Annotated in this window: 14 protein-coding genes; 5 read left to right on the top strand and 9 right to left on the bottom strand. The window is 66.7% G+C overall.

From position 1 onward, the window contains the following. Positions 1-38: 38 nt before the first annotated feature. Genes AC06E9_RS00970 through AC06E9_RS00960 form a run of 3 tightly spaced genes read right to left on the bottom strand, consistent with a single transcriptional unit; the run spans position 39 to position 1,497 of the window. Entirely contained in the window at positions 39-455 is a 417-nt protein-coding gene (locus AC06E9_RS00970) for a hypothetical protein (protein ID WP_478055285.1), read from the bottom strand. A 38-nt stretch (positions 456-493) separates the two neighbouring features. Further along, positions 494-706 carry a hypothetical protein gene (locus AC06E9_RS00965; protein WP_121038335.1) on the bottom strand — a complete coding sequence of 71 codons (213 nt, stop codon included), beginning with the start codon at positions 704-706 and terminating at the stop codon, positions 494-496. A gap of 2 nt (positions 707-708) precedes the next feature. Continuing rightward, a complete protein-coding gene (locus tag AC06E9_RS00960) occupies positions 709-1,497 on the bottom strand; it encodes a MipA/OmpV family protein (RefSeq protein WP_121038332.1) in 789 nt (262 codons plus the stop codon). Between the two features lie 115 nt (positions 1,498-1,612). Between AC06E9_RS00960 and AC06E9_RS00955 the strand changes: the two genes are divergently transcribed. Together AC06E9_RS00955 and AC06E9_RS00950 are read left to right on the top strand one after the other, a co-directional pair. Beyond that, the gene (locus AC06E9_RS00955) at positions 1,613-2,287 is read left to right on the top strand and encodes a response regulator transcription factor (RefSeq protein WP_121038329.1); all 675 of its coding nucleotides are present in this window, start codon (positions 1,613-1,615) and stop codon (positions 2,285-2,287) included. Further along, entirely contained in the window at positions 2,284-3,648 is a 1,365-nt protein-coding gene (locus tag AC06E9_RS00950) for a sensor histidine kinase (protein WP_121038326.1), read from the top strand. Before AC06E9_RS00955 ends, AC06E9_RS00950 begins: the two co-directional genes overlap by 4 nt. A 60-nt stretch (positions 3,649-3,708) precedes the next feature. Here AC06E9_RS00950 and AC06E9_RS00945 read toward each other — a convergent pair whose 3' ends face one another. After that, the gene (locus AC06E9_RS00945) at positions 3,709-3,966 is read right to left on the bottom strand and encodes a peptidase (RefSeq protein ID WP_478049368.1); all 258 of its coding nucleotides are present in this window, start codon (positions 3,964-3,966) and stop codon (positions 3,709-3,711) included. A 265-nt stretch (positions 3,967-4,231) separates the two neighbouring features. On the opposite strand from AC06E9_RS00945, the gene AC06E9_RS00940 reads away from it, so the two are divergent. The 3 genes from AC06E9_RS00940 (at position 4,232) to AC06E9_RS00930 (ending at position 6,337) form a co-directional block, all read left to right on the top strand. After that, complete coding sequence (locus tag AC06E9_RS00940) at positions 4,232-5,290, top strand: linear amide C-N hydrolase (protein ID WP_152153411.1); 1,059 nt, start codon at positions 4,232-4,234, stop codon at positions 5,288-5,290. Between the two features lie 118 nt (positions 5,291-5,408). Next, complete coding sequence (locus AC06E9_RS00935; RefSeq protein WP_478055284.1) at positions 5,409-5,612, top strand: hypothetical protein; 204 nt, start codon at positions 5,409-5,411, stop codon at positions 5,610-5,612. Positions 5,613-5,779: 167 nt separating this feature from the next. Continuing rightward, positions 5,780-6,337, top strand: coding sequence for a DUF3011 domain-containing protein (locus AC06E9_RS00930; protein WP_121038314.1), 558 nt, complete (start codon positions 5,780-5,782; stop codon positions 6,335-6,337). 117 nt (positions 6,338-6,454) lie between these two features. Here the strand turns inward: AC06E9_RS00930 and dxs are convergent, their stop codons facing one another. The 5 genes from dxs to AC06E9_RS00905 form a co-directional block, all read right to left on the bottom strand. Next, entirely contained in the window at positions 6,455-8,365 is a 1,911-nt protein-coding gene (dxs, locus tag AC06E9_RS00925) for a 1-deoxy-D-xylulose-5-phosphate synthase (protein ID WP_152153412.1), read from the bottom strand. Positions 8,366-8,481: 116 nt separating this feature from the next. Beyond that, a complete protein-coding gene (locus tag AC06E9_RS00920) occupies positions 8,482-9,141 on the bottom strand; it encodes an HNH endonuclease (protein ID WP_088432555.1) in 660 nt (219 codons plus the stop codon). 276 nt (positions 9,142-9,417) lie between these two features. Then, positions 9,418-11,211: an acyl-CoA dehydrogenase C-terminal domain-containing protein gene (locus tag AC06E9_RS00915; RefSeq protein WP_121038308.1), complete on the bottom strand. Its 1,794-nt coding sequence runs from the start codon at positions 11,209-11,211 to the stop codon at positions 9,418-9,420. A gap of 46 nt (positions 11,212-11,257) precedes the next feature. Next, positions 11,258-11,743, bottom strand: a complete 486-nt coding sequence (locus tag AC06E9_RS00910; protein ID WP_152153416.1) for an LEA/WHy family protein — start codon at positions 11,741-11,743, stop codon at positions 11,258-11,260. Positions 11,744-11,904: 161 nt separating this feature from the next. Further along, positions 11,905-12,444 (bottom strand): lipocalin family protein, encoded by a 540-nt coding sequence (locus tag AC06E9_RS00905; protein ID WP_152153418.1) that lies wholly within the window; start codon positions 12,442-12,444, stop codon positions 11,905-11,907. Positions 12,445-12,567: the final 123 nt, after the last annotated feature.

Genomic DNA, 12,567 nt, shown 5'->3' with positions numbered 1-12,567 from the left:
CCGGCGGTCATGTGCAGGTGTCGGTGGCGTTTCGTCACTCAGTGCGTCGGCCGGGTCATGGCGATGAGGGCATCGCGCACGCGCTCGGTCGCGGCTTCCGGCGTGGCGTCACAGCCGAGCACGCAGGCGCGGAGCAGGACCCCATCGGCGGCGTGCCGTGCAGCGATCAGCTGCGCATCGCGACGGTCCAGCGGATGCTCGCGCAGCACCGTATCCAGCCACGACCGTCGCGCAGTGATCCATTCACTGTCGACCTGGTGCGGGCGACACGCGGGACTGATGGCGCGCCCGATGTCGAACAGCTCGGCGATGTAAGCCCGTGAGAACCGGCCGTGGGCCTGGCTGTCGCGGTCCATGCGGTGCAGGATCGCGCGGTGGAGATTGGCCACGATCGCGTGCGCGGCGAGGTCATCGTTGGCTGCTTGCAGCAGCGGGGTATCGGTTGCGTTGTGCATTCGCGCCTCCAGGACACCGGTAGGGGAAAAACGAGGAATCAGCCGCGCGGCAGGACCGGATCACCCTGCCGCAGCAGGGTGTCCAGCAGCGCGACGACGCGTTCGCCCTGGCCCTCACAGGCCAGTTCGAACGTGGTCTGCCCGTCGAGCGCGGGCAGTGGGGAATGCAGAATCCATTCAAGAACGGCGGCGCGGTCCGGTTCGATCTGCAAGGCCAGATCCGCGACACGACGTACGATTCCCTGACGCATGATCAGAATCCGTAACTGAGGGAGAGCGCGGCGGTATCCATGTGGTCGCCACGGGTCATCGGGCTGTCGCGCACGGCATCGGCCAGCGAGGTGCGGCGGATCGACGCGGTCGCGGTCCAGCGCGGCCCCAGCGGCATCACGGCGGCAATGTCCATGTAGGGCGACACACCGCTGCCGGACGAGTAGCGCGCCAGGCCGCTGCGTGCCGCTTCGCGCTCACTGACGCCGAAGTAGTAGTCGTTGAGATCGGCGCTGGTGTAGGTCACGCCCACCGCGGGCATGAAGGTCACGCGGCCGGCCGGGATCGGGTAGGCGTACCGGGCATCGGCCGAGAAGCCGCCGCCGTGTCCGGTGACTTCCGCCTGCGCATTGGCCTGCAGTACGCCCCATTCGGCCTGGTGCCGCCAGGAGACGCCCAGCATGCCGGACAGGCTGCGGTTGTCGAGCTGGCGCAGTTGCGGGTCGTGGCTGTCGCGGCGCTTGAAGCGCATCACGTACGGCGAGGCGGTCAGGGCAAGCTCGGACCGCGCGGTCTGGTGCAGGCGATAGCCCACGCTGCCACCGCGGAAGAAGAACGAACGGCCTTCCCAGCTGACGATCGGGGCGGCCAGACGATCGGTGTCATAGCCGGCATAGGGGGCCTTGAGCGCCACGACGGCGATGCCGATGCTGCTTTTCCTGGCGCCCTCGGGCGCATCAGCCGCCTGCGCACTGGCGGCGGTGAATGCACTGGCCAGGGCCAGGCCAAACAGGGGAAGGGAAGGGCGCGGGGAACGAAAACGGACGTGCATGGACCTGCCGAGGGGGAACAACCGGAGTGTCATGGTGGGCGCCCTACATTGTCGGAACGTTACGTCCGGCTGCGCGGTACCATCGCCTCCTTCGTACCCCGCAAGGCACCGCCCCATGCGCCTTCTTCTCCTGGAAGATGATCCGGAAATGGCCAGCGCGATCCAGGTCAGCCTGGCGCGCCACGGCATGGTGATCGACGTGGTCGGCACGATGGCGCAGGCCGATGAAGCCCTCAAGGCCGGCGTCCACCAGATCCTGCTGCTGGACCGGCAGCTGCCCGACGGCGACGGTGCCAGCTTTGTCCGGATCGCGCGTGAGCGCGTGCCGAACCTGCCGGTGATCATGCTGACCGCGCGCGATTCGGTGGCCGATCGGGTCACCGGCCTGGACGTGGGCGCGGATGATTACCTGACCAAGCCGTTCGCGGTCGAAGAGCTGCTTGCGCGCATCCGCGCGATCTCGCGGCGGCCCTCGCAGATCACCCTGCCGGTGTTGTCGCTGGGCCGGCTGCAGTTCGATTTCGTGGCGCGCGAAGCCCGCGTGTCAGAGCTGCTGCTCGCGCTGCCGCGGCGGCAGCTGCTGGTGCTCGAAGCACTGGCACTGCGGCAAGGGCGCACGGTGGGCCGCGCCTCGTTGCTGGAAGCCGTATACGGCTTTGACGATGCCATCCAATCCAATGCGCTGGATGCGCATGTCTCCAAGCTGCGCAAAGCGCTGCTGGAAGCCGACGCGGGCGTGGAGATCCACGTCATGCGCGGCATCGGGTATCTGCTCAAGGACACGCCGTGAGATTGCTCAAACCCGATTCGCTGGCGTTCAACCTGGTGTGGAAGGTCTGCCTGATCCAGGCGGCCACGATCGCCCTGGCATTGAGCGCGATGGTGTTGACCTACGGCGACCGCCGTTCGGCCTATATCGACTGGAAGACCAGCGACCAGATCGCATCGGCCATCACCTTCGGTGCCCAGGGACTGGAGGCGGATCTGCCGAAGGTGGCGCTGGCCGTGCCACGGCCGCCGGCGATGTTCTGGTTCGCCGCGGCCGATGAGCGTGGCCGACGCCTGGTGCATGGCGATGTTCCCGTGCAGTACCGTCAGTTGGTGGCACGGCTGGATCAGATCGAGCAGACCGACATCCGTACCCGCATCAATGCCGATGCGCTTGCCGTGCGCGTGGTGGTCGTTGTTCGGCCGGAAGGGCGGTTGCACGTGGCGGTAGGCGGCATTCCCGAACGCAGCATCGTGCGGCAGCTGCTGTTGATCTTCCGCTACCTGGGCGGCTGGATCGCGTTGCCGGTGCTGGTGATCACGCTGGTGGTGGCGCCATGGGTGATCCATCGCGCGCTGCGCGGGGTCAACCGCGTGGCGGCGCAGGCCGCAGCGATCCAGGTCAACGAGCGCGGCAGCGGCCTGGATACGCGTGCCGTGCCGCTGGAGATCTATCCGCTGGTGGACGCCTTCAACGCGGCCGTGCGCCGCATCGGTGAAAGCTACGATGCGCAGGATCGCTTCCTCGCCGGTGCCGCGCATGAGCTGCGCATGCCGATCGCGATCCTCGCCACGCGCCTGGCCGATCTGCCGCCCGGCGATGCGCGTTCGCGCCTGCAGCTGGACCTGAGCCGGCTGAGCAACATCGCCGAGCAGCTGCTGGATCTGCAGCGGCTGGACCGGCATGGCAGCCAGTCCCAGCGTATCGACCTGTCCGCGTTGACCCGCGACGTGGCCGCCGATGTCGCACCACTGGTGGTGGATGCCGGCTACGGCTTTTCGGTGGATGCACCGGATCAGCCGATCTGGGTTCGCGGGGATCCCCATGCGCTGCACCGGGTCATCGCCAGCCTGCTGCAGAACGCCATCGCCCACGGTGGCGGCCGCGGCATGATCGCCGTGGCACTGCATGATGATGGCGGCCTGTCGGTCAGTGATGAAGGCCCGGGCGTGCCGGAGGCCGAGCGGCTGTCCGTGTTCGAGCCGTTCCACCGATTGCGGCCCAGCGGCAGCGGCAGCGGGCTGGGCCTGCACCTGGCCCGCGAGATCGTGCTGCGTCACGCCGGCACCATCGCCGTGGACAGCGCCCCCGGTGGTGGCGCGCGGTTCCTGGTGGTCCTGCCAGTGGACGCGCGGCCGTTTCCGGGCGCGTCCCCGGCATGACGCCCTGTCCGGCCTGTCCTGTTGCGCCGCCTATGAGGAGATGAGCGTGCTATGACGAGATCAGCGTGGCGCCGGCGCGGCGCAGTAGGCGGTGATGGCCTCGGCGGTGTTCTCCAACCCGTTTGCATTGGCCAACTCCCACGGACGTTCGCACTGCTGTGTGCGTTCGCACCAACGGTAGCCTGCCGAGCCGATGCACCCATGCGCATCGCGGTCCGAGCCGGGTACGCCTGCCGTGGGCGAGGAGGGTGACGGCGCAGGATGGGCGCAGGCGGTGAGGGCGGCGAGCAGGGGAAGCAGGGCGGCTCGAATGGACATGCAGGCTCCGTAGGCGCTTGAGGTCGCGGGCAGTCTCGCGCCGGGTCCGTCGATGTCACGTGCAGGATGCAGGGTTCACTCCTCCATCACCCGGCGTGGGCTGATATGACGCTGGAGGATTCCGCCGATGCTGCGTTGTAGTCCGTGACCAGCACCGCGGAACGCGATGATGCGTTGAAGCAGGATGCGTGCGACCCGCCTGTGTGGACATCGCGGGTATCAGGTTTGACGCCAGGTTGTCAGCGCCACTGCCAGGAGGCACGTCATGAAAACACTGTTTTCGATCCGTCACATCGCATTCGCTGCGGCGCTCACCTGCGTCTCCGCCCGGGCCGATGCCTGCACCCGCGTGGTGTATCTGGGCGACAATCAGGATGTGATCACGGCCCGCTCGATGGATTGGAAAAGCGATGTGGCCACCAACCTCTGGGTGCTGCCCAAAGGCATCGACCGCGATGGCCAGGCCGGCCCGCGCTCGATCCGCTGGACCTCACGCTACGGCAGCGTGGTCGCCACCGGGTATGACATCTCCACCACCGATGGACTCAACGAAGCGGGGTTGTCAGCCAATCTGTTGTGGCTGGCAGAATCGCAGTACCCGCAGCAACGTGGCAGCAAACCGGGATTGGCGATCTCGTTGTGGGCGCAATACGTGCTCGACAACTTCGCCACCGTTGCCGAGGCCGTCGCCGCGCTGGAGCGCGAGCCGTTTTCGATCGTGACGGACAAGGTGCCGGGCGAGTCCCGGCTGGCCACGCTGCACCTGTCATTGTCCGATGCCAGCGGTGACAGCGCCATCGTGGAATACATCAACGGCAAGCAGGTGATCCATCACGATCGCGCCTATCAGGTGATGACCAACTCGCCGGTGTTCGATCAGCAACTGGCGCTCAACGCGTACTGGCAGGAGATCGGTGGCACCGTGATGCTGCCCGGCACCAACCGCTCGGCCGATCGCTTCGCCCGCGCGAAGTTCTACATCAACGCCATTCCCAAAAGCGAGGATCCCGTGGTCGCATTGGCCAGTGTGTTCAGTGTGATCCGCAATGTGTCCGTGCCCTACGGGATCACCACGCCGGGGGAGCCGAACATCTCCTCCACCCGCTGGCGGACCGTGGCCGACCACAAGCGCAAGCTGTATTTCTTTGAATCGGCGATGACGCCCAATACCTTCTGGGTAGACCTCAACAAGGCCGATTTCTCGCGCGGTGCCCCGGTGTTGAAACTGGACCTGGGGCCGGACCAGCGCAACGTGTTCGCGGGCGACGCGCTGCCCCGGTTCCAGCCGGCCGAGCCGTTCCGGTTCCTGGGCACCGACGGCTGAGCAAAATCAGACTAATCCGATAACAACGGGCTTCAACCTGCTCTATCGTTCCTGCTGAGGGATGGATCCCTCACGTCGTGAGCTTTTCGCCCAGGCATGCCGCAAAGGAACGATCCGCATGGTGATCAAACTGCAACACATCGAACGCCGCTGGCACGTCGTGCACCCGGCCAAATCCGCACCGATTGCGTTCCGCAGCGGGGCCACCGCCTTCGATTTCGCCGATGCCCTGGCACGCGAGTACCATGCCGAGACCGGCGACAGCATCGCCGTCCGGGTGCAGGTGCTGGAGACCTACGTGGACGCCGTCCGCTACGGCTGAGCCGGCCTTCCAAGGCTGTTCGTGCGGATGTGACCGCCGGCCGCCCGCCCAGTCAGCCACGCGTCGGGTACCTAAATAGGGGATGAAATCAGCGACTTCTGGCCTATGTCGCGGCGCCGGACGATCACCGATCCTGTGCGCCTCCCCCAACACGCAACGAGGATCCCATGTCGAACACCAGCCCTTCCCAGGCCGCCAGACGATTGCGCTGGGCCGTGGTGCCGGCGCTGATGGCGCTGGCCGGCGCTGCCCAGGCGCAGAACTACGACCGCTATGACGACGGTTACAACGGCGGTCCGGTGCGCTGCGAATCGATCAAGAACCGCACGCAGCAGTGCGCCTTGCCGGGGCGTGCACGCTTGGTGCGGCAGATCTCCGGCTCGCCTTGCGTTGAAGGCCAGACCTGGGGCCAGGCACGCAACGGCGTGTGGGTGACGCAGGGCTGCCGGGCCGAGTTCATTGCCGAGGGCGGCCGCGGTGGCCGCTGGAATGGCGGTGGGGGCGGCTGGGGCCACAACGGCGGCGGCAACAACGGCCGGGGCCAGATCCTGACCTGCGATTCCAACGACCATCGCCGTCAGCGCTGCGTGGCCAATGTCCGCCGCGAGGCGCGGCTGATCCGCCAGACCTCGCGTAACGCCTGCATCGAAGGGCGGACCTGGGGCTGGGACCGCACCGGCGTCTGGGTGGATGGCGGCTGCCGCGCCCAGTTCCAGATCTACTGATGGCTGGTGCACAGCGCTTGAGCGCCCCCTGAGTGCTCAAACGAACGAGGCCGCGTCGATTGGACGCGGCCTCGCTGTTTTTTGCGGAGCACTCGCCCAAGGGCGGTGGGCAGCGTGTCAGCCTGCCGCGCTGAGCGTCTGGCCGCTCTTGACCAGCATCGGCCAACGCTTGAGCACGGCCTGGCGGATGCCATCGGCATCGATGCCGGCTTCGGCCAGCAGGTCTTCACGGCTGGCATGGTGCTGGAAGCTGTCCGGCAGGCCCAGGTGCAGGAACGGCTTGAGCACGTTCTCGGCATTGAGCAGCTCGGCCACGCCGGAGCCGGCACCGCCGGCGACCACGTTGTCTTCGATGGTGACGAACCCTTCGTGGCGCTGCGCAAGTTCCAGCAGCAGGGCCCGGTCCAGCGGCTTGATGAAACGCATGTTGACCACGGTCAGGCCCAGTTCGCGGCCGACCTGTTCGGCGGCCGTCACGGTGCTGCCGAACGCGAGCAGGGCGATCCGGCTGCCCTGCAGGCGCAGATCGGCCTTGCCGATCTCCAGCGTGGCCAGATCCGTGCCGGCGGCGATGCCGGTCCCGCTGCCACGCGGGTAGCGCACCGCGGCCGGGCCGGCATAGCGCAGCCCGGTGGTCAGCATCTGGCGGCACTCGGCCTCATCGGACGGCGCCATCACCACCATGTGCGGCACGCAGCGCAGGAAGCTCAAATCCAGGTTGCCGGCATGGGTCGCGCCATCCGGGCCGACCACGCCGGCGCGGTCGATCGCGAACAGCACGTCCAGCTCCTGAACGGCCACATCGTGCACCAGCTGGTCGTAGGCGCGCTGCAGGAAGGTCGAGTAGATCGCCACCACCGGCTTGGCGCCCTGGGTGGCCATGCCGGCCGCCAGGGTCACCGCGTGCTGCTCGGCGATGGCCACATCGAAGTAGCGCTCCGGATATTCCTTGCTGAAGCGCACCAGGCCCGAGCCTTCGCGCATCGCCGGGGTGATGCCCATCAGCTTCGGCTCGGCCGCGGCGGCATCGCACAGCCAGTCACTGAAGACGTCGGTATAGGTCGGCTTCTTGGCCCCGCCCTTGGAGACCAGGCCCTTGTCCGGATCGAACGGGCCGACCGCGTGGTAACCGATCTGATCACCTTCGGCGCGCTCGTAGCCCTTGCCCTTGGTGGTCATCACGTGCAGCAGCTTCAGGCCCTTCAGGCTCTTGAGCGTCTTCAGCGTGGCGACCAGCGCCGGCACGTCGTGGCCGTCGATCGGCCCGGTGTAATGGAAGCCCATTTCCTCGAAGAACGTGGACGGCACGAACATGCCCTTCCAGTGCTCTTCCCAGCGCTTGACGAAGCGCGCGGTCGGGTTGTGCTTCTTGTCGCCGAGGATCTTCTTGCCGCCTTCGCGCAGCGCATTGAGCGTGCGGCTGCCGGTGGCGCGGCCGAGCATCTTGGTCAGCCCGCCCACGGCTTCGGAGATCGACATGTTGTTGTCGTTGAGGATCACCAGCAGGTTCGGTTCCTGCTCCATGCCGCCGGCGTGGTTGAGCGCCTCGTAAGCCATGCCGGCGGTCATCGCGCCATCACCAATCACGGCCACGACCTTGCGGTCATCGCCTTCGGCCTGGCGTGCGATCGCCATGCCCAGCGCCGCCGAGATGGAGGTGGAGGAATGGCCGACGCCAAAGGTGTCGTACTCGCTTTCCTCACGCTTGGGGAACGGCGCGACGCCGTCCTTCTGCTTGACCGTGTGGATCTCGTCGCGGCGGCCGGTCAGGATCTTGTGCGGGTAGGTCTGATGACCCACATCCCACACCAGCTGATCGACGGGCGTCTGATAGAGGTAGTGCAGTGCGACGGTCAGTTCGATCACGCCCAGGCCGGCGCCGAAATGGCCGCCGCTCTTGCCGACCGACTCAATCAGGTAGGCACGCAGTTCATCCGCGATCGCGGGCAGTTCGGATTCTTCGAACCTGCGCAGGTCATCCGGTGACTGGATGCGCGCAAGGCGGGGATAGCGGGCGGAATCGATCATGTTTATCGCGCTTCTTCTGAGCGCCTATTTTCCCCCCCAAATGAGGTTGGGGCAAGCAAACCGCCTTTTCAGTGAGTAAACGGTGACGGAGGCTGCGACAGAACGTCGCAGCGCGCTCAGGCGCAGAGCTTGGAACGCTTGGGCAACTGCGCCTTCAGGAAGGCCATCTGATCGGCCAGGATGTTGCGGTTGGACAGGATCATGTGTTCGATCCAGCTCGGCCGATAGGGCACGGCGAGCAGCGGCATGCTGGCCTGCTGCGGGGTGCGGTTGCTCTTGCGCGAGTTGCAGTGGAAGCAGGCGCTGACCACGTTCTCCCAAACGTCCAGGCCCCCCTTGGACAGCGGCATGACGTGGTCGCGGGTCAGCTGCGGGCGGTTGAACTGTTGCCCGCAGTAAAGGCACAGGTGCGAATCGCGCGCGAACAGCGCGGGATTGGACAGATTCGGGGTGGGGTCGATCGCGCGGGAGCGCGCATGCCCGCGGGCGGCGATGATCGGGTGCAGGTCCAGGCCGCTCTGCAGGCCGGTGGTGCGGCAGATGCCGCCGTGGATGTGCAGGCAGGGGTCGCCCAGGGTCCAGGCTACCGCGCCACGCGCGTAGAGGCAGGAGGCGTCCTGCCAATTGATCCAGTCGAGTACGCGCCCGTGGGCGTCCAGGGCCAATAACCGCACCGATCCGGGCCGATGCAGCGTAACGATCGGCGACACCTCGGCGACCGGGGCGGACGAGGCTCCGGTATCGATCAGACCCAAGCGTGTAGTGTCTGTCTCCATCGGGAAAACAGCTTATACCCGAATCGTTACGAATTGGGTATAGGGGCTTGCGCCCCTACCCGATTCGTAACGATTCGGACAGGCATTCCACCTTGACCCCCCGCCTTCGGCGCGCCCCCTTGAACATCAAGGGGGCTTTTCTCCAGAAGGTGTATCCGGGGTGCCGACCAACGGTCGGCACCTACCGACGATCAGGTATCGGTGTTCCGACTGCCGGTCGGCACCTGCGTGGCAATCAGGTAGCCACCGACCGTTGGTCGGTGGTCTGGCGACCGATCAACCTTCGCCGAAGTGCGCGTCGGTCATGGCCATCAACGGTTCGGCGCCGGACTGGATCGCGGCGGCGTGGCTGAGCGTGCGCGGCAGCACGCGGGCGAAGTAGAAGCGGGCCGTCTCGCGCTTGGCCTGCTTGAACGCGTCGCTCTGCGCGGAGGCCTCGGCGGCGGCGACGCTGCGGGCCCACCAGTAGGCCAGCACCACATAGCCCGAGTAGAACAGGTAATCGAAGCTGGCTGCGCCCAGTTCGTCCGGGTTGGTGGCCGCGCGCTGCAAGGTCGCCATGGTCAGCGTGGCCCATTCGTCGGCCTTGGCGCGCAGCGGGGCAATGAACTCGGCCAGCGCTTCGTTGCCTTCATTGGCCTTGGCGAAGGCCTCGATCTCGGCCAGCATCAGCTTCAGCCCCGCGCCCTGGCTGGAAGCGGTCTTGCGGCCGATCAGGTCCAGCGCCTGGATGCCGGTGGTGCCTTCGTACAGCGTGGTGATGCGCGCATCGCGGGCCAACTGCTCCATGCCGTGCTCGCGGATGTAGCCATGGCCACCGAAGCACTGCAGCGCGTTGTAGGTGTTCTCGATGCCCCATTCGGTCTGGCAGGCCTTGGAGATCGGGGTCAGGAAGCTCACCAGCGTGTCCGCGCGTTCGCGCTCGCCGGCATCCTCGGCGTGGTGGGCGACGTCGATCAGGGTCGCCGCGTGCAGGGCCAGCAGGCGGCTGCCTTCGACCAGCGATTTGATGGTCAGCAGCATGCGCCGCACATCCGGGTGGACCAGAATCGGGTCGGCCGGCTTCTCCGGATTCTTCGCACCGCTCAACGAACGCGACTGCAGGCGCTCGCGGCTGTACTTCAGCGCGTTCTGGTAGGCCCGCTCGGAAAGGCCGATGCCCTGCAGGCCGACGCCCAGGCGCGCGGTGTTCATCATGGTGAACATTGCCTGCAGGCCCTTGTGCGGTTGCCCGACCAGATACCCTTCGGCACCGTCGAAATTCATCACGCAGGTGACCGAGCCCTTGATGCCCATCTTGTGTTCGATCGAGCCGCAGCGCAGCGCATTGCGCTCGCCCACCTTGCCCTCGCGATCGACCTTGAACTTCGGGGTGACGAACAGCGAAATGCCCTTGGCCCCGGCCGGTGCATCCGGCAGCTTGGCCAGCACCAGGTGCACGATGTTCTCGGTGAGGTCGTGCTCGCCGGCGGTGATGAAGATCTTGGTGCCGGTGATCGCGTAGCTGCCATCCGCGTTCGGCTCGGCCTTGGTCTTGAGCAGGCCAAGATCAGTGCCGCAATGCGGTTCGGTCAGGCACATGGTGCCGGTCCAGCGGCCTTCGATCAGCGGCTTGAGGAAGGCGTCCTGCTGCCAGGCCTCGCCATGCTGCTTGAGCGCTTCGATCGCACCGTGCGAGAGCAGCGGGAAGTTGCCCCACGCCAGGTTGGCGGCGTTGATCATTTCGTTGAGCGGCACGCCCAGCGTATGCGGCAGGCCCTGGCCGCCCAGTTCCGGTGCCGCGGTCAGACCGGTCCAGCCGCCGTCCACGAACTGGGCGTAGGCCTGCTTGAAGCCCGGCGGGGTGGTGACCTCGCCGGTGGCCTGGTCGAGGACGCAGCCGATCTCATCGCCCACGCTGTTCAACGGCGCCAGCACGCTGGCGCTGAAACGGCCGGCTTCTTCCAGCACGGCATCCACCACATCGGCGGTGGCATCGGTCAGGCCAAGGCGCGCGAACAGCGGCTCGACCTTGAGCACGTCATGCAGGGCGAAACGGATATCGGAAAGCGGGGCGGTGTAGCTGCTCATCGGGACAGTCTCGATCAGTGGCGAAGGGTGGCGGAAAGCCCGCCGGTCAGCGCAGGACGCCGGGCAGGCCGGGAGCCTGGTTGAGCGTGCTGCGGCTATCAATCTCGAACGTGCGTTGCTTCTTTTCCTGCGGGGTGGCGCTTACCGTGCCCTTGAGCGAATAGCCCAGGGTGCGGTTGCCGGCCAGTGCATCGGCCATCACCAGGCGGGCGCCCGAGCTCGGTTTGATGTCCACGTTGACCACATCGGCCGAGACCCCGCCAATGGACAGTGCGGGCTTCAGCTGCAGCTGCCCGGCATCCTCATCGCTCACCTTCAACTGCAGCGCGACGTTGTCGAAGGTCATGGGCATCGAACTGAAGTTCTGCAGGCGCAGCGCAACCGTCCAGCTGCCATCGGCACGCACCGTCAACTCCTGCACGCTGGCGGCCGGCTCGGAAACGCGTTTGACCGTCTTGTTGCAGGCGGTCAGGGCCAGCGAGGCGACGACGATGAGGGCAAGGGCGAGGCGGGGACGGAAGCGGTGGGACATGGCGCAATCCTCAGGCGGGTGTTGCATGGGTACGAGCATACTACGACGTATGGTGTTCGCGCTGCCTGTGGCAGCGAGACGCAAGGGTAGGGCACCGGGATGACCGGGCCACGTGCTTTTAGTCGTGGGGAGGGCCGGGCGTGGCGTGAGGCCGGGCCGGGTCAGTCCAGCGGCGCCATCACCCGCAGCGGGGCGAGGTCATAGCCCATCGCCTCGGCGCGGGCCTTGAGCTGCTCGAACAGGGCGGTATCCATGCTCGGCGACCGCGACAGGATCCACAGGTACTTGCGGTCCGGTTCACCGACCACCGCCCATTGGTACTCCGGGTCCAGTGCGATCACCCAGTAGTCGGCCCAGACCAGCGGCACCCAGGACAGCCAGTCCGGCACGAAGCGCACCTGCAACCGGCCCGGTTGACCCTCGACCGGGCGTGCCACGCCATCGGCGGCGACGCGGTCGCCATCGGCTTCGCGGCAGGCGTTGTGCACGCTGATCCGTCCATCGGCACGCAGGCTGTAGGTGGCGGTGATGTCGCCCACGCATTTCTTCTGGAACGAGACCGGCAGGTGCGCGATCTCATGCCATTGGCCGGCATAGCGGTCCATGTCCAGCGTCTCCACCGAGGTCACCGGCGCGGCGGCCCAGGCCGACCCGGAGGCGGCGAGGGCGAGCAGGGCACTGATCAGATAGCGGCTGCGCATTGTCGACACTCCACACAAGACGCAGCGAGCTTAGGCACAGGCTGAGCGAAATTTGTGAATATTCCGTCATGCAGCGGCCGTCGCAAACCGCTGACGCGCGCGTGGCAGCGTCCGGCATCCGCG

Source organism: Stenotrophomonas sp. Steno-Z10-BAI (assembly GCF_056393115.1).
Note: the sequence above shows the minus strand (reverse complement) of the source record. Positions and strands in the feature narration are given on the sequence as shown.